The organism is Streptomyces sp. A3M-1-3, from assembly GCF_024213665.1.
Lineage (GTDB): Bacteria > Actinomycetota > Actinomycetes > Streptomycetales > Streptomycetaceae > Streptomyces.
Window position 1 is genome coordinate 39,394 of sequence record NZ_JANAVP010000036.1, and the last position, 20,054, is coordinate 59,447.

General features: G+C 70.3%; 14 protein-coding genes and 1 pseudogene. 11 read left to right on the forward strand and 4 right to left on the reverse strand.

The annotated features are described in order from the left end of the window. The first annotated feature begins 25 nt into the window (after positions 1 to 25). The 5 genes from NLX86_RS29975 to NLX86_RS29995 all read left to right on the forward strand — a co-directional run bounded on the left by NLX86_RS29975 (position 26) and on the right by NLX86_RS29995 (position 9,151). Entirely contained in the window at positions 26 to 718 is a 693-nt protein-coding gene (locus NLX86_RS29975) for a methyltransferase domain-containing protein (protein ID WP_254374951.1), read from the forward strand. Position 719: 1 nt separating this feature from the next. After that, positions 720 to 1,580, forward strand: coding sequence for a TylF/MycF/NovP-related O-methyltransferase (locus tag NLX86_RS29980; protein WP_374213994.1), 861 nt, complete (start codon positions 720 to 722; stop codon positions 1,578 to 1,580). Positions 1,581 to 1,656: 76 nt separating this feature from the next. Next, positions 1,657 to 5,166 (forward strand): bifunctional glycosyltransferase/CDP-glycerol:glycerophosphate glycerophosphotransferase, encoded by a 3,510-nt coding sequence (locus NLX86_RS29985; RefSeq protein ID WP_254374953.1) that lies wholly within the window; start codon positions 1,657 to 1,659, stop codon positions 5,164 to 5,166. Continuing rightward, a complete protein-coding gene (locus NLX86_RS29990) occupies positions 5,163 to 8,006 on the forward strand; it encodes a CDP-glycerol glycerophosphotransferase family protein (RefSeq protein ID WP_254374954.1) in 2,844 nt (947 codons plus the stop codon). The genes NLX86_RS29985 and NLX86_RS29990 overlap by 4 nt, the downstream gene beginning before the upstream one ends. Continuing rightward, a complete protein-coding gene (locus tag NLX86_RS29995; protein WP_254374955.1) occupies positions 8,003 to 9,151 on the forward strand; it encodes a glycosyltransferase in 1,149 nt (382 codons plus the stop codon). Before NLX86_RS29990 ends, NLX86_RS29995 begins: the two co-directional genes overlap by 4 nt. A gap of 75 nt (positions 9,152 to 9,226) precedes the next feature. On the opposite strand, the gene NLX86_RS30000 is transcribed toward NLX86_RS29995, so the two are convergent. Both NLX86_RS30000 and NLX86_RS30005 read right to left on the reverse strand, forming a co-directional pair. After that, positions 9,227 to 10,129 carry a phosphotransferase family protein gene (locus tag NLX86_RS30000; protein WP_254374956.1) on the reverse strand — a complete coding sequence of 301 codons (903 nt, stop codon included), beginning with the start codon at positions 10,127 to 10,129 and terminating at the stop codon, positions 9,227 to 9,229. A 33-nt stretch (positions 10,130 to 10,162) separates the two neighbouring features. Further along, positions 10,163 to 11,434, reverse strand: coding sequence for an XRE family transcriptional regulator (locus tag NLX86_RS30005; protein WP_254374957.1), 1,272 nt, complete (start codon positions 11,432 to 11,434; stop codon positions 10,163 to 10,165). A 329-nt stretch (positions 11,435 to 11,763) separates the two neighbouring features. Here NLX86_RS30005 and NLX86_RS30010 point away from each other — a divergent pair, with 329 nt between their 5' ends. The 6 genes from NLX86_RS30010 (at position 11,764) to NLX86_RS30035 (ending at position 16,748) form a co-directional block, all read left to right on the forward strand. After that, positions 11,764 to 12,315 (forward strand): hypothetical protein, encoded by a 552-nt coding sequence (locus NLX86_RS30010; protein ID WP_254374958.1) that lies wholly within the window; start codon positions 11,764 to 11,766, stop codon positions 12,313 to 12,315. Positions 12,316 to 12,393: 78 nt separating this feature from the next. Beyond that, positions 12,394 to 13,017 carry a hypothetical protein gene (locus tag NLX86_RS30015; RefSeq protein ID WP_254374959.1) on the forward strand — a complete coding sequence of 208 codons (624 nt, stop codon included), beginning with the start codon at positions 12,394 to 12,396 and terminating at the stop codon, positions 13,015 to 13,017. Between the two features lie 274 nt (positions 13,018 to 13,291). Beyond that, positions 13,292 to 14,257, forward strand: coding sequence for a D-alanine--D-alanine ligase (locus NLX86_RS30020; RefSeq protein WP_254374960.1), 966 nt, complete (start codon positions 13,292 to 13,294; stop codon positions 14,255 to 14,257). A gap of 14 nt (positions 14,258 to 14,271) precedes the next feature. After that, positions 14,272 to 14,913 carry a C39 family peptidase gene (locus tag NLX86_RS30025; protein WP_254374961.1) on the forward strand — a complete coding sequence of 214 codons (642 nt, stop codon included), beginning with the start codon at positions 14,272 to 14,274 and terminating at the stop codon, positions 14,911 to 14,913. Further along, on the forward strand, positions 14,910 to 16,301 hold the full coding sequence (gene murF, locus NLX86_RS30030; RefSeq protein ID WP_254374962.1) for a UDP-N-acetylmuramoyl-tripeptide--D-alanyl-D-alanine ligase: 1,392 nt from the start codon (positions 14,910 to 14,912) through the stop codon (positions 16,299 to 16,301). Before NLX86_RS30025 ends, murF begins: the two co-directional genes overlap by 4 nt. A gap of 93 nt (positions 16,302 to 16,394) precedes the next feature. Continuing rightward, positions 16,395 to 16,748 carry a hypothetical protein gene (locus tag NLX86_RS30035; protein WP_254374963.1) on the forward strand — a complete coding sequence of 118 codons (354 nt, stop codon included), beginning with the start codon at positions 16,395 to 16,397 and terminating at the stop codon, positions 16,746 to 16,748. On the opposite strand, the pseudogene NLX86_RS30040 reads toward NLX86_RS30035, so the two are convergent. After that, positions 16,736 to 17,594: pseudogene (locus NLX86_RS30040) on the reverse strand (hypothetical protein). The gene NLX86_RS30035 and the pseudogene NLX86_RS30040 overlap by 13 nt on opposite strands. Positions 17,595 to 17,693: 99 nt before the next feature. Then, positions 17,694 to 19,952: a bifunctional glycosyltransferase family 2 protein/CDP-glycerol:glycerophosphate glycerophosphotransferase gene (locus NLX86_RS30045; protein WP_254374964.1), complete on the reverse strand. Its 2,259-nt coding sequence runs from the start codon at positions 19,950 to 19,952 to the stop codon at positions 17,694 to 17,696. Positions 19,953 to 20,054: the final 102 nt, after the last annotated feature.

The window sequence follows — 20,054 nt, forward strand, 5'->3', positions numbered from 1 at the left end:
AGACCGGTCCGACGAAAGGACCCTCATGCACAAGTCCGCGCACGACCAGATGGCGCTCTGCGTCACGGAGTACCTGCCGGCCGACCGGCGCCACCGCGTCGTCGACCTCGGCTCCCGGATCTCCGACGGGCAGAGCCGTACCCACCGGGAACTGCTGGCCGGCCACGACATCGACTACGTCGGTGTCGATGTGCAGGACGGCCCCAACGTGGACGCGGTGATGACCAGGCCGTACCGCATCCCGGTGAAATCACGCAGCGCCGACTGCGTCATCTCGGGGCAGGCATTCGAGCACATCCCGTTCTTCTGGGCGTCGATGCTGGAGATCGCCCGGATCCTCAAGCCCGGCGGCCTGGCCTTCATCACGGCCCCCTCCCGTGGCCATGTGCACGATGCGCAGGACTGCTGGCGGTACTACCCCGACGGCTTCCGGGCGATGGCCGCGTACTCGGGACTGCGGCTGCGCGAGGCGTACACCGACTTCCCGCCGATGAGGGGCATCCGGCACGACTACGCGGCCATCGACGCCAAGAACGCGTACTGGGGCGACAGCGTCGGCGTCTTCCAGAAGCCCCCGCGGACCAGGGCCCGTTCGACCGCCGCGGCCTTCGCGGTGCGCGAGCTGACCGTGTGGTGGGCGAACCGGGTCGGCGGGGTCGACCGCGTCCCATTGCCCCGACCGTTGGAAGGCCGGGTACGACAGGTTGACGAAAAGTGACATACAGAACAACCCGCGCGTACATTCCGTCGGCATGGCATGGCGAAACGCAGTGAACGGCGTACTCCAGCAACTCACCGGACATCAGCTCAGGCGCGTCCCGGTGGTCCCCGCCCCCAGGCCGGTGGTGGCGGTCCCGGTGGCGGCTCCGGTGGCGGCCCCGAAGCCCCGGCCCAAGAAGGAACTCACCTTCCCCAAGGACTACGACACCGAGGCTCAGGACATCATCCGGGCCGTCAAGCCGCGGACGATGACCTCACCCGAGAAGCTCAACGCGCTGATCTATGCGGTGCGTCACGTCGTCCGGCACGACATCCCCGGCGACATCGTGGAGTGCGGAGTCTGGCGCGGCGGCAGCATGCAGGCCGTCACGAAGACGCTGCTCGCGCTCGGCGAGACCGAGCGGGACCTCCACCTCTTCGACACGTACGAGGGAATGACTCCGCCCACCGAGGAGGACATGCGGCGCGACGGGAAGTCCGCCGCGGAACTGCTCGCCGTACAGGGCAAGGACCGGCCGATCTGGGCGGTGGCCTCCCTGGAGGACGTGCGGGCAGGCTTCGAGGACGTCCCGTACCCGGCGGACCGGATCCACTACGTGCGGGGCAAGGTCGAGGACACCGTGCCCCAGCAGGCGCCCGAGCAGATCTCCATCCTGCGCCTGGACACCGACTGGTACGCCTCCACCCGGCACGAACTCGAATGCCTCTACCCGCGTCTGGTCAGCGGCGGTGTGCTGCTGATCGACGACTACGGGTACTGGCAGGGGTCGCGGCAGGCCACCGACGAGTTCCTGGAGAAGACCGGTGAACGGCTGCTGCTCCTGCGCATGGACGAGGGCCGCATCGCCGTAAAGCCCTGAAGCCGTAAAGCCGTAACGCCCGGAAACGCCCGCAAGCCCTGAACCACCCCCAACCCGGAAGGACTGTGCGCAGCGCATGACGCCCCGCCTCACCGTCGTCGTCCCCATCTACAACGTCGAGGACTACCTCGGCGAGTGCCTGCGCTCGCTGGCCGACCAGACCATGCCGGACTTCGAGGTCGTCATGGTCAACGACGGCTCGACGGACGGCAGTGCGCGGATCGCCGCCGGGTTCGCGGCCGGGGACGAGCGGTTCAGGCTGGTCGAACAGGCCAACGCCGGGCTGGGCGCGGCACGCAACACCGGCGCCGGTCTCGCCCGGGGAGAGTTCCTGGCCTTCGTCGACAGCGACGACGTCGTGCCGCCCGACGCGTACGCGCGCATGCTGTCCGCGCTCGACGCGTCGGGATCCGACTTCGCCACGGGAAACGTCCTCAGGCTGCGCGCGAGCGGTGCGCTGGAACAGTCGCCGATGTTCCGCAGGCCCATGGCGAATTCCCGCTCCGGGACCGGGGTGATGCGCGACTGGATCCTGCTCGGGGACCGGATCGCCTGCAACAAGGTGTTCCGCAAGTCCTTCTGGGACGCCCACTCCTTCGCCTTTCCCACCGGCGTGCTCTACGAGGACGTCGCGGTGGTCCTGCCGGCCCACTTCCTGGCCGGCGGCGTCGACGTACTGTCCGAGCCCGTCTACCACTGGCGGGACCGGGACGGCTCGATCACCAACCGGCGCAGTGTCCCCCGGGGAATCCGCGACCGGGTCACCGCCGTCTCCACGGTGAGCCGGTTTCTCGCCGAGCGGGCCGAACTGGGCACGCCAGTCTGGGCCGAGGCCAAGCGGCGCTACGACGAGCAGGCGCTCTCCGGCGATCTCTGGCTGTTCATCGAAGCCCTTCCCGAAGGCGACGCCGACTACCACCAAGCCTTCCTCCAGCACGCCAACTCCTTCGCCGACACGGTGGACCAGCGCGTCCTTGACGGTCTCCCGCTGCACCTGCGGGTGAAGTGGCATCTCATCCGGGAGCGCCGTATGCCGGAACTGCTCGCCCTGCTGGCCTTCGAGAAGCAGGATCCGGGCACGTTCCGGGTGCGCTCGCGCGGCCTGCGCCGCCGACTCGCCGCCGAGTACCCGGTCCTCACCGGACGCCTCCCCCGTGCCGTCGCCGCACTGAAGCCCGCCGAACTGCCGGTGACTTCGCATCTGACCGAAGCCGTCTGGCGGGACGGCAAACTCCACCTCAAGGGCTACGCGTACGTACGCAACGTGCCGGCCGACACCCGCGGCGGACCGGTCCGGCTGGGCTGGCTGCGCGCCGGGCGGCGGCACGTCATCCCGCTTCGCCTCAGCCGTGTCCGTACACCCGCCGCGACATACGAGTCCCGGCAGCGGCTGCACGGCTACGACTGGGCCGGCTTCGAGACGGTCGTCGACCCGCGACGCCTCGCCCGCCGGAAACCGCGCACCACCTGGAAGCTGGAGGTGGCGGTGGCCGGCACCGGGCGGCTGCGGCGCGGCCCGATGCGGATGCCGGGATCGCCCGCCGTACCCGCCGTGCACTACGTGGACGACAGCACGCGCGTGGTGCCCGTGCTGTCGGGTAACAAGGTGCAGCTGCGCGTCGAGCAGGTGCATGCCCTCCTTACCGGGCATACGGCGACGGACGGCGCCGTACGCGTCGAGGGGACCCTGCTCGCCGGTTCCGGCAGCGCGCCCACCACCCTCAGTATCGAGAACTGGTACACCAAAGCCGCCCACGAAGCGCCGCTCACCCTTTCCGGCACGGCCTTCACCGCTGATGTACCACTCGCTGTGTTCGAGGCCGGCGGGGCTGACCGGCAGGCATCCGTGCCCTGGGGCGTCCAGCTCGTCCGCGCCGACGGCAGCAGGCTGCTGGTGGCGGCCCGCGACGCCGACGGTCCCGGCCGCTACCGGCTCGGCGGCGGACGGGAGCTGTGCGTCACCGCCAACGCCGTCGGGAACCTGGTGCTGTGCGACCAGACCGTGCAGCCGATCACCGACTCCGTCTCCTGGACGCAGGACGGACACCTGGTCCTGGAGGGCACCTTCCCGGGCAGCGGATCCCCGTTCCCGGAACTGGTGCTGCGGCACAGCGCCCACCACGAGGAGGCGGCCTTCCCGGTCGCCCACGCCGACGGCCGCTTCCGCGCCGCCTTCCCGCCCGCCGCCGCCCCGGCGCTCTGCGGGACCTCACCGCTGGCCGAGGGGCGCTGGTATCCGTACTTCCGTACACCGGGGGAGTCCGACCCCGAACAGTACCTGCCCATGCGGCTGCGAGCGGACCAGCACCCGGCCGTCCCGGTCGTACGGACCCTGAACGGGCGCGAGTTCACCCTGACCCGGCGCTCGCACGACCGACTGGTGCTCGAGTCCGGCTCCGCGCTGCCCGCCGACGCGCGCGGCGCCCACCGCCAGCAGCAGCTGCGCGAGCGGTACGCCGGGCTGCGACGCGGCGGCGCAGCGCTGCGGGACACCGTCCTGTACTGCAGCTTCGACGGCAGGCAGTACTCGGACTCGCCGCGCGCCGTGCACGAGGAACTCGCCGGGCGGGGGCTGCCGCTGGAGCACCTGTGGACCGTGCGCGACCAGCAGGTGAGCGTGCCGCCCAGCGCCCTGCCCGTCGCCCTGCACAGCGCCGAGTGGTACGAGGCGCTGGCCCGGTCCCGCTGGATCGTCACCAACACCCAGCTGCCGCAGTGGTTCGAGCGGGCGGCGGACCAGTTCGTCGTACAGACCTGGCACGGCACCCCGCTCAAGCGCATCGGGCGCGACCTGGCCGGCAGCGCCTGCGCCGACGCGGAGTACATCGCCACGCTGGAGCGGCGGGCCGCCCAGTGGAGCGTCCTCGTCTCCCCGAACCGGTTCTCCACCCCGGTGATGCGCCGCGCCTTCGGCTACACCGGTGACGTCCTGGAGTGCGGCTATCCCCGCAACGACCTGCTGCACGCCGCCGACCGCGCCAAGGTCGCCGCGGCCGTACGGGAGCGCCTGGCGATCCCCGATGGCAAACGGGTCGTCCTGTACGCGCCGACCTGGCGGGAGGACCGGCCCCGGCAGGGCGGCCGCTACCGGCTCGACCCGCGGCTCGACCTCCAGCTCGACCTCGCCGCCGTCGAGCGGGCCCTCGGCGCAGACCATGTGCTGCTGGTACGCAGGCACTACCTGGTCGGCGGGTCCGTACCGGGCAGCGGCCAGGGCTTCGTCCGGGACGTCTCGAGCTACCCGGACGCCGCCGAACTCCTGCTGATCAGCGATGTGCTGGTCACCGACTACTCCTCGCTGATGTTCGATTTCGCCCACACCGGGCGCCCGATGCTCTTCCACACCTACGACCTGGCGCACTACCGCGACACGCTGCGCGGCTTCTGCTTCGACTTCGAGGCGCGGGCGCCCGGTCCGCTGTTCGCCGACGCCGCCGGGCTGACCGAGGCGCTGCGCTCGCCCGTCGCCGCCACCGCGGACCACGCCGACGCATACGCCCGCTTCCGGGAGACCTTCTGCGACCTCGACCAGGGGGACGCGTCCGTCCGGGTCGCCAATCTGATGCTCGGGGGAGGCCGGTCATGACCGACTCGGAGATGAGCTGCCTGATCACCGGCGGCCCCGGCGGCCCGGCCGCCCTGCGCGCGTCGGTCGCCTCCGTCCTCGCCCAGACGCTGCGCGCCACCGAGGCGGTCCTCGCCGTCGATGCCGCGGACGAGGCGGTACGGGCCGAAGCCGCGGCCCTCGCCGCACGCCACCCCGACCGGGTCCGTACGGTCGTAGCGGGACAGCGCGCCGGCGGCGTCTGCGTGGCGGCGCTGCGCAACCTCGCGCTCGACGCGGCGCGCGGCCGGTACGTGCTGGTGTTCGGCGAGGGTGAGCGCCTGGAGGACAACGCCTGCCGGAATCTGTGGGAGGCGGCGCAGCGCACCGGCGCCGACCTCGTCGCCGGCCGCTGGTCGCAGCTCCACCCCGCCTCCGGGAAGGAGAAGGTGCCCGGTCCGCTCGCGGAGCTGTACGCCCGCTCACGGACGGTCCACGACATCGCCGACGTCCCCGAACTCGTCGTCAGGGACGCTCTGGTGGCCGGGTTCTGTCTGCGCCGCGAGAGCCTGGAGCGCCACGGACTGCGCTACGCCGAGGACCTCGCGTACAGCGAGATCCTCTTCGGCGCCCGGGCCGCCACCACCGCCCGCACCCTCACCCTCGTACCCAACCTGATCACCCAGGGCCGCCCGGCCCCCGCCCCCGGCGACGACCTCGCGGGCCTGGTCGAGGCACACGGCAGGGTCGGCCATCTGCTGGTGCGCCAGGGCCTGACCGCCCTGCGCGACGCGCGCGACCGGGCGTTCGTCACCGACCGGCTGCTGCCGCTCGCCCTGACGTTCCCGGCGCGCGGCCGGGCCGAGCGGGCCAGGATCGCCGCCGAAGCCGCCGCGCGCCTCGCGGGTCGGCTCGACCCCCAGCGGTGGCTGGCGCTGCCGCCGGCCGAGCGGGTCTGCGTACAGCTGCTGGTGGAGGGCGACCCGGAGGGCGTACGGGACGCCGCGTACGCCCTCGCCCGGCCGGGGACGGTCGTCTCGCCGCTCACCGAGTCGGACGGACGGGTGTACTGGCGGCCCGGCGCGGTGGACGACGCCCGGTCGCGGACCGCGTTCGATGTCACGGAACTCGGCTTCCAGCACCTGCCGTTCGCCAGGATGCGGCTTCTGAACCGGCTCACCCTCTGTCGGCGCGAGCGCGGCAGGCTGGTCCTCGAAGGCAGCCTGGTGCTGCCACTCGGCGCGCTGCCCGATGTGTCGCAGCTCGGGATCCGGCTGGACTTCCGGGTACGAAACGGGGGCGACCGCAGCTTCCGGGCGCCGGTCGAGGAGGTGCGCCACGAGGGCACGGCGCTCTCCTGGCGGGCCACGGTCGACCTCGCCCGGGTGCTGCGGGCGCGCGGCCTGGGCGACCCGGTGTGGGACGCCCGACTGGTCCTCGAAGCGGACGGGGCGGAGATCGTCACGGATCTGCTCGCCGAACCCGAACTCGTCGCCGAGGCGGGTACGTTCCCGGCCCGGCCCAGGCTCGGCACGCTGTGCGGGGACACCTGGCAGCCGTACGTGACGGCGAAGCACCACCTGGCGGTGAAACTGCGGGCCCACGGCCTGCCCGCCCACGCCACCCGCGCCCTGCTGCACTACGCGACCCACTTCCGGCCCGCCCGCGCGCTCAAGCGGCTGCTGAAGACGGCCCGCAGGAGGTACGACCGGCTGGGCTCGCAGGCCGTCAAGGCGCGCGTGTACCACCGCTGGTTCTGCCGGCTGCCGGTACGCAGCGGAACGGTCGTCTTCGAGAGCCATATGGGCGGCTGCTACGGCGACAGCCCGCGCGCCATCCACGAGGAAGTGCGCCGCCGCGCGCTGCCGCTGCGCTGCGTCTGGTCGTACGCGCACTCGCCCGCCGGTTTCCCCGCGGACGCGCGCCTGGTGCGCCGCTGGTCGTGGCGGTATCTGTGGGCGCTGGCCCGCGCCGAGTTCTGGATCGACAACCAGGGCTTCCCGCCCGCCGTCACCAAGCGGCACGGCACCACGTACGTACAGACCTGGCACGGCTCCGCGTACAAGCGCATGGGCTTCGACGAGCTGCGCGTACGGACGCAGAACGCCCCGCAGCGGCTCAAGCTGACGCAGGCCGTGAGCCGCTTCGACCACTTCCTGGTGCGCTCCGAGCACGACGAGCGCACCCTCGCCCGCGCCTACCGGCTGCCCCCCGAATCCCTGCTGCGCACCGGCTACCCGCGCAACGACGTGCTGCTCGCCGCCAAGGCCCGGGACGAGGCGAAGGGCCGCTTCCCGCGCCCGCCGCTGGCCGCCGCGCTCGGAATCGAGGACCACCGGAAGGTGGTGCTGTACGCGCCGACATTCCGTGGCACGCCGGGGCGTGGCAGGCGCCGCGCCCGCCCGCTGCCGCTCGACGTCAGGCGCTTCGCGGAACGCTTCGGCGACACACACGTCCTGCTGGTGCGGGCGCACTACCTGGACGCGGCCGAGCTGCCGCCGTGCCCTCCGGGTTCGGTGGTGGACGTGTCGGCCCACCACGACGTGAGCGAACTGCTCTGCCTGGCCGATGTGCTGATCACGGACTACTCGTCCGTGATGTTCGACTACGCACTGCTCGACCGGCCGATCGTGCTGTTCGCGCCCGACCTCGACGCGTACACGGCGGCCCGTGGCGGCTACTTCGATCTGCGGGCCGAGGCCCCCGGCCCGGTCACCGAAACCGAGGACGAACTGCTGAAGGTGATGGCGGAGCTGAAGACCGCGGACCTCGCGCACCAGGAGGCGCGGCGGCGCTTCGCGGAACAGTACGGGGCCTACGACCGGGGCGATGCGGCACGCACCGTCACGGACCTGCTCATGGCGAGGAGGACGGTCAAGTGAGCGCCGGACGGGATGTGTTCATCCTCTCGAACACGACCGACGAACTGGGCGGTGTCACGGTCTGGACACGCCAGATGGCACGGCTGTTCCAGAGCAACGGCCACCGGGTGCACATCATCGGCATCCACGAGGCCGAGCCGCAGCGGGCCCTGCCCGAGCCCCCGGACTGCCCGGTGACCGCCCTCTACCCGGCCCATCCGCCCACCCCGTGGGCCCCCAGGACCCTGCGCGACCACTGCGACCTCGCCGCCCGCAGACGCGAGGCGGCCCGCGCCGCGGCCAAGCGGCAGGCGGTGGGCCGGCTGACCAACCTCTTCCGTACCGCCCGGCCCGGCGCGGTGCTGATCGTCACCCAGGTGTGGGCGATGGAGTGGGTCCGGGAGGCGGACACCAGCGGGATGCCGGTCGTCGGGATGAGCCACGAGTCGTACGCCTACTCGCGGGCCTGCCACCGCTACCGCTGGATCAGGAACAACTACGCGTCGGTGGACCGCTGGCTGGTACTGACCCAGGAGGACGCCGACACCTGGATCGGCGACGGCATGAACAACGTCGGCTTCGTGCCCAACGCGCTGCCCCGGCTGCCCGAGGTGCCCTCCCCGCGCACCGAGCAGGTGGTCGCGAGCATCGGCAGGTTCTCCGACCAGAAGGGCATCGACCTGCTGCTGGAGACCTGGGCACAGGTGGCGCCCCGGCGTCCCGGCTGGCGCTTGCGGCTGTACGGCGCGGGCGAGGACGAGCAGGACCTGCGGGCGCAGTGCACCCGGCTCGGCCTGGACGGCTCGGTTCAGTGGATGGGCCGGACCGGCGATGTGCCGGGGGCCCTGGCCGGCAGCTCGGTGTTCGTACAGTCCTCGCGCGGTGAGGGGTTCCCGCTGGCGCTGATGGAGGCGATGGCGAGCGGGGTGCCGTGCGCGGCCTTCGACTGCGCGCCCGGCGTACGGGAGATCGTGCGGGACGGCGAGGACGGGCTGCTCGCCCCGGCCGGCGACACGGAAGCCCTGGCCGACCGGCTGCTGCGCCTCACCGGCAACCCGCGCATGCGGGACGGGATGGGCGAGCGGGCGCGGGTGAACGTGCAGCGGTTCGCCGAGCCGGAGGTCCTCGGCCGGTGGGAGGAACTGTTCGCGCTGCTGGAGCGGTGAGGCGGGTTGCCCGGCGCTCGTTGGCGGGGGTTACACGGTCTTCACCAGACCGGGTCAGCGGGGACGGCACGCGCCCTACAAGATGTTCCAGCGCATGGAGGTCTCCTCCTGGTGCAATCCCTCGATGCGGCGCTCCACCTCATTGCGCGTGTGGGGTGCTTGGGCGACCTTCCGGGCGTTCGTACTGATCATCCGCAGCTCGCGTAGGTCACGGATCACGGGGAAGCCGGGCCAGGTGGTGATGTCGAAACCGTAGGAGTCGACGAATGGCTGGTACTGCTCGGCTCCGTGCTTGAACCGCCGACAGTGGATTTCGATGGTTGCGAGATCCCATTCGCGGCGCCCGCGGGTCACAGTGTCCCAGTCGCACAGAACGGCTCCGGCGCCAGTGTGGAGGGCGTTGCGATGCTGCGGGTCTCCCTGGATCACCGTTCGGGGAAAGAGGAAGTCGATCTCGTCAAGCTCCTTGGCGAGTCGTTCAAGCCGCTCGTTGAGGAAGGTCCGGGTTGCCGTCGGCAGTACCTCGGCTGCTGCGATCGACCTGCCGATGGCTGCGACTGTGTCGTGCTCGGGGAGCTGCAAGGGCGGAGCGGGCAGGTTGTGCAGAGCCAAGAGCGGCTCAGCGAGCTGCTGCGCGGTCACCGGCTCCTCAGGCTGGGGCAGGTACGTCCAGAAAGTGGCGGAGTGGCCATCTACGACGGTGGGCTGTGCCACGTCGTGGAGGGGCGAGGTAGGGAAGCCGAGAGCCATCAGCCACTGGACGAACCGTACTGTCCGCTCAACGTCCTCGTAACGGGAGCCGCGGCGGGCAATCTTGACGACCACGGGGTCGTGGCGGAGGCGCACAACGGCGTTGGTGTGCCCGCGGAGTACCTCAGCTCCTTCGCTTTCCAGGCCGACGGCCTCGCAGGCCTGCCGGAGAACGTGATGCATTTCCGTCTCGCTGTAGCCGCCGTAGGTTGGCGCTGGTGCTGTCATGGGGCCAAGGCTGTCTGATGAGCGGTCGGACTGTCACATTGCTCCCCGAGGCAACTCCAAGAGTTCACGCAGTTCCATCGCAGCGCGGGTTCGGCCGTTGGCTCCGGGAAGTTCTTCGATGACGCGACGGGCCCTGGCGCCGATGATCGGCGTCCTGTGGTCTTCGGGGACCTGTAAGTAGGTTGCAGCGGCTAGCTGGCAGGCTTCGGTGGCGCTGCGTTCATGTGCGAGACAGATCGCGGCTTCCAACCGGAGGAGGGCAGGGTCGATGCCCGTGCGCGCGGGGTAGAGGCCCAGTGCTTCTTCCTGGACCTTGCGGGCGCGCGAGCCGTGACCGAGGGCCGTGTAGGTGCCGCTGAGGTAGAGCAGGAAGCGGCGCCGCGGAAAGCCAAAGGCATCGTCGTCCGGGCTGGGCGGCATCCGGTCGTACATTGTGCGGGCTTCGCGGACACGGGCCTCGGCTTCGGAGGCGTTGCCCTGCTGGGCAAGAGCCCTGGCCTCGGCGGCAGAGGCGAAGGCCGCCGTGGCAGAGGGGCGCTGCCGGCTCATCAGGCGTGCTTCGCGGGCCAGTGAGACGGCCGCGTCCAGGGGGCCGTAGTAGTAGGGCAGCATCGCGGCCTGGGCTCTCACTCGCGCTCGGAGTTCGAGGTTTCCGCTCTCTTCAGCGGCATGCCGGGCTGTTTCGTACCAGCCCCGGGAGCGGCGTTCGTCGCCGAGTTTCATCAGGGAGTCGGCGATGAGTGTGGCGAGCACGGCGGTCATCTCGGTCAGTCGAATCTGAACCGATGTCGTCTGCCGCTCCGTGGAGTGGCCCTCCACCTCAGCCAGTTCGAGCAGAAGCTGGGCGAGCATCTCCGCCGGGGGCGTGTGGAGGTACTCCTGCCTGATCAACAGCAGCCGCTCTTCCAGGAGGTCGAGCTGACCGCCGGCCACGCTCCCTCGGGCCAGCGTCCTGTCCGCCGATCGACGGGCCGCGTCGAGGTGGTCGCTGAGTAAGGGCGGCACCACCCGGCCTGAATCCGGCTTGCTGATAGTTGCCGACTGGCTCGCGACCACCACCGTCTCGCCGCAGAGAGCACCGGATGCGCCTAATCCCAGGTCAAAAGCGGTGCACTCGTAGTACTTGCACAGCAGGTCGACAGTGGCCAGCCGTGGTGTCCTGCCACCGGTTTCCCATGAACCCAGCTGATCGCCCTCCGCCCGTGGGCCCTGAGGATCGCCCTGCTGCGCGAGCTGCCGCAGTTCCAAGCCAGCCTGCGCGAGAGTCTTCCCACGGGCGAGACGGTGGGCGCGCAGCTTCGTCACCCCGCAGTGCTCGTAGATACGGACCGCGATCTGGTGTGGTGTCCGGCCGGCGGCTTCCTCGCGTAGGCGAATCCGGCGGGCACACGTGGGCTTGTGGGGCTTCTCCGGAGTGTTCACCGAGACCTCCCAGGCCATTGAAACGCCCGCTGACAGCGAGCAACCAGTCCGCCACCACGAGTATCCGGCGCTTCCGGCGGAAAATCCGCGTGATCGTTCAACTCGGCGCTGGGAAACGCCGTTTCCGGCGTCGGCGTCGGTTGAGGTCCCCAGCCACGACCGGTGAACCTGTCTTCCCAGCCCGCTCCCCATCGCGACCGAGAGGAAGCTTCATGACTGCGTACACGGCGTCGTCGAGTGAGTGGCGCCTGGCCTTCGGTATCTCTGATGTGCGGACCGTGGGTTCAGGCTCCTACCTCCTTGACGGGTACTACGAAGGCGAGCTTCCCCGCATTCTTCCGTGCCCGGCCGCTCGCCTGCAGGAGCGGCGACGTGACCTCCTCGGAGTTCTCACGGAGCCCGAGGCCGGTTTCACCGTGGTCGCGTACGCGCTGACGACTGCGAATGCCGTACCGACGCACACCCTCGCCCGGGTAAGGGCCTACGCCGCATATCAGGGCTGGAGGGTCCACGCAGAGACGTTGTGGGACGGCTGCGGGATGACCCACCCCCTGGAACGGACGGACTGGCAGAAAGCCGAACGCCTCGTGGCCAGCGGCTTCGCGCACGGGATCGTCACCCTCGACCAGTCCGCCGTCAGTACGAACACCTGCGAGTACCTCGAGGTCCTGGATCGCCTTCAGGAACGTTGCGCGTTCCTGGCCCACGTGCCGCACGAGTGGCGGCGGCCGGCCAACCCTCCCCGGCCGCCCGTACAGCGATGAAAGGTCGCATCCGTGCATGTTCCGACCGACGGCATTACGACCGCCGCCCCGCTCCGCAGGCCTGTCACCGTTCCATGGATGGCCGCGTGGACCGGAGAGACCACCCTCAGCACACCGCTGATCGTCCGCCCTGGAGAACGCGGCGGGATCGCCTACACGGACGAACTCCCCACAGACCGTGGCGAGAACGACGCGCTGCTGCACCGCGGCCGCAGCACCGTACGCCATGGCAAGCGAGGCCGCCCCCTGTTCGCTGTCGTCCATCCGAACCGGCAACGGCGCGCCATGCGGAAGCTGCTCTGCCACGTCTGCGGCGAGTCTGCCGACCGAAACGAGCTGGGTGTGTTGTGGCTCCTGGACAACGTCCCGGCGAACTGCCCACAGGGCTGGCCGCAAGAGGAGATCACCGCCCATCCGCCGCTGTGTCTGGGCTGCGCAGCGAAAGCCGTAGAGCAGTGTCCCGAGCTGGAGAAGGGCTTCACCGCGGTCCGGGTCCGAGATCCACAGCCCTATGGCTACCGCGGTCAGCTGTACACGCGCGATCTGTCCCGGCTCCGGTCTCCGATCCCCGTCGTGGCGAAGGAGACGGAAAACCTGGCGTTCGACGATCCGCTGCTGCCGTGGCTGCTCGCCACTCAGTCAACCGTCTGCCTTGTCGGCTGCACCACCGTCGACCTGGTGCCGGGTCAGCGGCATGACTGACACGGTCCGCGCCCGGCATCCCATGGCGCAGCTCGCCGCGTACGAACAGGAGCGGTTCGCCCAGATCGTCACAGCGCGAACCCGAGGCCGTACGACGGCCCCATAGACCGCCGCTCGGCGTGCCGGAGAACCGATCCGGATCGTCGAGCGGCACGCACAAAGGCGTTCCGGAGCGGGGTGGGCGGCCCGCCGGCCTTGGACAGCGAATTGCGGGCACGGCACCCGCTCCGGGACGCCCCCGACTGGAGCACACCCCAATCCCGAGGGAGCGTACATGCCCGAAACCCGCGACCACTCCGACCTGCGCATCGGCGTCCTGTTCGGCGGCGACTCGCCTGAGCGGCCCGGCTCCGTCGCCTCGGCCGAGGCAGCCTGTAAGGCCCTGACCGTGCAGGGACTCACCGCGGAGCTGATCGACCTGACCGGCCTGGATCTAACTGCCCTGAAGGAACGGATCGACGTGGCGCTCCTCGCCTCCCACGGCCTGGGTGGGGAGGACGGCAAGATTCAGGGCGCGCTCGAAACGCTCGGTATCCCCTACACCGGCTCGGGGGTGAAGGCCTCCGCCATCGGGATGCACAAGCCGACGTTCAAGACCGCGGTGCGTGCCGCGGTGATCGACACTCCGCAGTGGCTGGAGATCCACCCCACCCACTCCACAGCTACCACCGTCTCATCCGTGGCGATGTCACTCGGCTTTCCTGTCTTCCTCAAGCCCGCCTCCGGTGGCGGCAGCCTGGAAGCCGGGATCGCCCGAAACGAGTCCGAGCTGACCGTGCTGCTGGAGGAGAACCGGGAGCAGCCGTACACGGAGTTCATCGTCGAGGAGTTCATCCCAGGCACCCCGGCCACCATCGGCGTGCTGGAGATCGACGGCAAGCTGACCACTCTCCCGATCCACACCGTGGAGACCGATCGCGAGTTCTACGACTACGAGGCCAAGCACGACCTGTCCCAGCGCCGCGAAACCTGCCCAGCTGACCTGCGGGACCTGACGGCGACGCAGATGAGCCGGATCGCGCTGCGTGTCCACCGCCTGGTCGGTGCGCACGGCGTCTCCCGCGTCGACTTCCTGGTAGCTCCCAGCGGCCGCACTCCAGTCCTGGAGATCAACACCGTGCCGGGACTGTCCGAGCTGGGAAACCTCGCCACGATGGCGCGGGCGGCCGACATCTCGTACGAGGAGCTGATCGTGCACGTGTTGGACACGGCGTTCACGAAGCCCACGTACGTGCCGTAGCAGACTGTGGGGTCATGACTGGCTCCACGACCACGCACTGTGTCCCGTACTACTCGCAGTGGGAATCCGCCGACCTGGTGCCCGAGTTCATCACGGGCGCCCGGTCGGCGGCCGGCGATCCGCTCTGGCAGAAGTCCGGTGCCGACAGCCGAGAGGAGTACGCGTTCTGGGCGCCGCGCATGTGCGGCATGGCCTGCCTGCGAATGGCTCTGGACTTCTGGGGCCATCCGGTGCCTCCCTCGGTGCCGCTGCTTCGGGAAGCCCTCGACGCCGGTGCCTACGTACGTACCGGTGAGACGACAGTGAAGGGCCTGATCTACGCGCCGTTCGCCGACTGGGTCACCAGCCGCTGGAACCTGCGCGCCGCAGCGCGGCCAGAGCTGGCGGCCGAGGAGATCGACGCCGAGGTCGCGCGCGGGAATCTGCTGCTGCTGTCCGTCCACAAGACGATCCGCACCCTCGACCCGGCACCGGCCGGGCGCGGCGGGCACCTCGTGCTCGCCGTCGGCTCGGGCTCCGACGGCGTCGTGCTGCACAACCCATCCGGCCTGCCCGGACAGTCCCAGGAGTTCCACACCGTGCCCTGGACGGACCTCGACCGGTTCTACGCCGGCCGCGGCGTCGTCCTGGGCACCACCGCGCAAGGAGCCTCATGATTCCCCTGACCCTCGCAGACATCGCCCAGGTCACCCGTGGCCAACTGCACAACCTCCCCGACGCCAACGCCCTGGTCGCCGGCCCCATCTCGTTCGACTCCCGGGACATCGCCGCCGACGGCCTGTTCGCGTGTCTCAAGGGCCGCACCCTCGACGGCCACGACTTCGCCGTCCAGGCCGTCGCCAACGGTGCGAAGGCCGTCCTCGCCGACCGGCCGGTCGACGCACCCGCGATCATCGTCTCCGACGTACTCGAGGCGATGGGCCACATCGCCAGCACCGTCGCCGAGGAGTACACCGGCACAGTCATCGCGGTCACCGGCTCGGCGGGCAAGACCACCACCAAGGACGTCCTCGAAAACATCCTCGCCCTCGACGGCCCGACAGTCGCCAACGCCAAGTCCTTCAACAATGAGATCGGCTTCCCTGTCACCGTCTCCCGCGTGATGCCCACCAGCCGCTACCTCCTGCTGGAGATGGGCGCCCGCGGCAAAGGCCACATCGCATCCCTGTGCCAGATGGTCCGCCCCCGCATCGCCACCGTCCTCGGCGTCGGCTCGGCGCACCTCGGCGAGTTCGGCAGCAAGCAGGCCATCGCTGACGCCAAGGCCGAGATCATCCACACACTTCCTGAGCACGGTGTCGCCGTCCTCAACACCGACGACCCGCTGGTTGCGCCCATGGTCCGCCAGACCGTTGCCCGCGTCCTCACCTTCGGCACCACCGGCGCCTGCGATGTGCGGGCGGACGACATCAACGTCAGCCCCGATAGCCACCCCACCTTCGCTCTGAAGCACATCGACCGGGAGGCACACGTGACGCTCGGCCACATCTACGGCCGCCACAACGTTATGAACGCCCTCGCCGCGGCCGCCACAGCCATCGCCGCAGGGGTCCCCTTCGACCGCATTGCCCAGGGACTCGAAACCGCCGAGCTGTCCTCCGGTGGACGCATGGAGGTCACCAGGCGCGCCCACGACGGCGTCACCATCATCAACGACGCCTTCAACGCCAGCCCGGAATCCGTCCTCGCCGCATTGGAAGCCCTCGCCGACATCGCCGGGCCCGAGCGCCGCCGCATCGCCGTCCTGGGAGAGATGGCCGAACTCGGCGACGAAGCACTCGACTGGCACGACAAGGTCGCCCACAAGGTCGTCGTCACCGGCGTCCACCGCACGATCGGCGTCGGCGGACACCATGCCCAGCACATGATCAACGCAATCCGGAGCAGTGGCTTGGACGCCACCAGCGCCGCCCTGGCCACCGGTCTTGCCGGACATGTCAACGCCCAGCTCCAGCCTGGGGACGTCGTCCTCGTCAAGGGAGCGAACGCGCTCGGATTGGAATCCGTCGCTCGCGAACTTGCCGCCATGACGCCCCCAGTCTGAAGCGGACTCTGCGGGTCGTGGGGGATTTCATCCTGGGACCTGCGCCCGCTGGCCGCTCTCGCCGGGAGCGACCTTCCAAGGCCCGACGTCCTCATGGTCCGCGCCGGTCTGCTGGTCGGCGTCGACACTGTTGAAGCCGCCGACCTCCTCGCCGAACGATGGCGGCCGTCCGCGATATGGGGCATGAGCCCCTTCGGCGGGAGCACGGCGGAACCTGTGTGGGAGACATTCGACCCCCGGATTTTCGTACAGGACACACAGCAGTGGACTTCGGTGCAGGCTGCTTTCCGGGTCGCCTACCACCTCCCGGCAGTGGACGCCGTCGCGGTCGGTACGGACAACCTCGACCACCTGCGGGAGTTGCAGGAATCCTTGGAATACGAGGTTGACGAGGCGACCGTCAGCCAATACCGGCGCCTGCTGCGAGACCGCCGTCAGGTGGACTGAAGCTCGGCGACGAGTCGCGCCGCTTCCTTCCGGGCGGGCTCCAGCCGGGGGTCTGCCTCGTGCGCGTGCGGCCCCACGACCTTCGCGCAGAAGAACAGCGCCATCAGCCGGCCGGGCCTGCTTTCAAGGTCCGGTCGGCGCTCGTGCCATACGCGTTCCGCCAGAGCGGGGACGGCGAGGGAATTCCCCCACAACGTTGCCGCGTCCAGCCCGCGCGGCGCCATCCCCCAGTCCTCCCAGTCGATCACGCAGAACTCCGGACCGGTCACGTTCGCCCACGCCAGATCCGCATGCGCCACTGTCCACTCGCCAACAGTGGTATCGGTGACCTCGGGGAAAACCTTCCGAATGGTCGCGGTCACCAGATCCTGCGTGATGGTGTCGGTGTCCGGCGTGGCGATGCGGGGCGTGTGCTGCGCCGAGGGCATCCAGCGAGGCCTTCAGCGCGGCCCACCACGTGTCCGGCAACCGGGGATCGTTCATCACGAGAGCGGCTTGCCCGACAGGCGGAGCGGTGACCAGCTCCATCTCATCCGCCCGCCACATCACCAGCTCGTCCCGGTCACGCCAGGCAACTCCCGCGTACCACTCCGGCATGGCAACGCCACGCAGGACGGCAGCCGCCTCCGGCCCGTTCCAGCCCTGGGCGCCGATCCTCTCGAACCCCCGCCGCTCGACCCTCACCCAGGTGTCACGGTCAGTCCGTCCTCCGACCGACCGGCGCTTTCGAACCACCGTCTCCCGGTCGAGGCGCACCTGAAGGGACCGCTCCACACCGTCGAGCACGTCATCGACCGGTTCAACCCGCAGATCAACAGCACGAGCAGCAGGCACAGACAGCGTCATACGTGGACGGTAGCAAGCCGTCGCCCCTCCACACGGACGATCCAGCCACACGCCCTACCTGCATACCATCGCGCCCCGCCTCCAGCACTGGAATGCGCCTCAGACCCGGTCCGGGGCCAGCCGCTCGAACTCCCCGTAGCGCGGCTGCGGGTGGAGCGTCGCCGTCGTGGGGGCCGGGGCCGGGTGGCGCTCCGGCAGTGGGACGAACGGCGGCAGGTCTTCCGTCTGGCCCAGGAAGACCCGGCGTACCACCCGCTCCGCCGCGTGCCCGTCGTCGTACGGGCAGAAGCGCGCCCGGAAGGCGGCCCGCAGTTGGGCCGAGCGGGAGCCCCGCCAGTGGCCGCTGGTGAAGATGTCGATCAGCTCGTCCTCGGTGCGGGCGACCGCGCCGGGCGGGCAGGTGCGCAGATCGAAGTAGGTGCCGCGGGCCGCCTCGTACGCCTCCCAGTCGTCGGCGTGGATCACGATCGGGCGGTCGAGGTTGGCGTAGTCGAACATCAGCGACGAATAGTCGGTGACCAGCACGTCCGAGGCGAGGCAGAGCGACTCGACGGACGGGTGCTCCGACACGTCGATCAGCCGGGGTGAGCCGCCCTGGGACAGCGGCGTGTCGTACGCCGGGTGGGCGCGGGTGAGGATGACGAAACGGGGGCCGAGGTCGCGCAGTACCCGTTCGAAGTCCAGGAAGCGGGGCTGGCTGCGCCGGTAGTCGCGGTGCGTCGGCGCGTACAGGACGGCCGTGCAGCCGGGCGGGATGCCGAGCGATTCGCGGAGCCGGCCGACGTCGGAGGCGGTGGCCCGCTGGAAGATGTCGTTGCGCGGATGGCCGTACTCCAGCGTCGTGTAGCCGGAGGGCAGGGCCTTCTCCCAGACGAGCGTGGCGTGGCGGTTGGCGGAGAGCAGGTAGTCCCAGCGGTCGATGTTCCGCAGCAGGCCGGTGAAGTCGGGGGTCGGCGCGGCCGCCGGTCGGTCCTGGAGGTCGAGGCCCACGCGCTTGAGCGGGGTGCCGTGCTGGGTCTGCAGGAGGATCTGGCCCGGCCGCTTGAGCAGCTTCTCGCCGCAACCGACGTCGTCGACCAGGTACTTGGCGCGGGCGAGGGCGGTCCGGTGGGCGGCCGAGCCGGGGCGCAGCCGGGCCGTCGCGCTGGGGACGGTGTGGGCGTACGCGGCCGGGGTGATCCACGCGGTGCGGATGTGCGGGGCGAGTTCGCGCACCTTCTCCTCGATCGCGGCCGGGTTGCACGCGTAGCCGCGGCTCCCGTACGCGCAGAACACCGCGTAGTCCTCGCGCAGGGGCAGCCGCAGCTGGATCCGGTAGTGCAGCCGCAACAGGGCAGTGCGCAGGACGCGCAGGCCGGCCCGCGTCTGCCGCAGCGCGCGCGCCTTGAGGGTGCGCGCGGCGGCGAGCAGGCGGTACGTACGGTGGCTGCCGAGGCGCACCAGGCCGTGCCGCAGGCGGGCGGTGGCGGTGACGTCCGCGCCGGGGGCGCGGTAGCGGCGGTAGTGGGCGCGGGCCCGGCGGAAGAACTCGGGGCGCGTGCCGCGCGGCAGCCGGCCGCGCGCGGTGAACAGCTTCGTGAAGTGGTCGGTCATCCGGCGGAAGACCACCGGGCGCCAGTCCGCCAGCCCCGGGCGGGCTTCGATGAAGGCGAACACCCGGTCGTACTGGTCGAAGACGTCGAAGTGGCGGCGGCTGGTGGTGGACAGGATGCTGCCCGTGCGCCGCTGGCGGTAGTGCACGCACACGCGGTCGAGGACGGCGATCGACTCGGCGGTCATCAGCGCCGGGTAGGTCCAGGGCGTGTCCTCGTAGTACCCGGCCGGGAAGGTGAGGCCTTCGCGCTCGACGAACTCACGGCTGTATGCCTTGTTCCAGACGACCATCAGGACGCCCAGCAGGCCGGGGCGGTCGGTGAGCTTGAAGGCGGCCGGGCCGTCCTCGGTGAGGCGGTCCGCGAGCTGGTTGCGGACCACGTCGCCGGACCAGTACGTACGGGCGTAGTCGTAGACCAGGACGTCCGGGCAGCCGGTCTCCTTGAGGCGGTCGGCGATGGCCTGGAGGGCGCCGGGGACGAGGGTGTCGTCGCTGTCGAGGAAGATCAGGTAGTCGCCGGTGGCCCGCGCCAGACCGGCGTTGCGGGCGGGGCCGAGGCCGATGTTCCGGGGCAGGTGGAGGGCGGTGACCCGGGGGTCGCGGGCCGCGTACTCGTCGATGATCGAACCGCTGGCGTCCGGTGAACAGTCGTCCACCGCGATCAGTTCCAGGTCCGTACAGGACTGGGACAGCACGGAATCCAGGCTTTCCTGGAGATACGCCTGAACCTTGTACGCGGGCACGATGACGCTGAACCGGGGCAAAGCACATCCATGGGTCGGCGTGGGCATATTGCCCAGCAACTGCCGATGGAGTGATCCGGTTACGCCAGACGTGGCATCCGGGGGACTTCGGGGGGACGAACG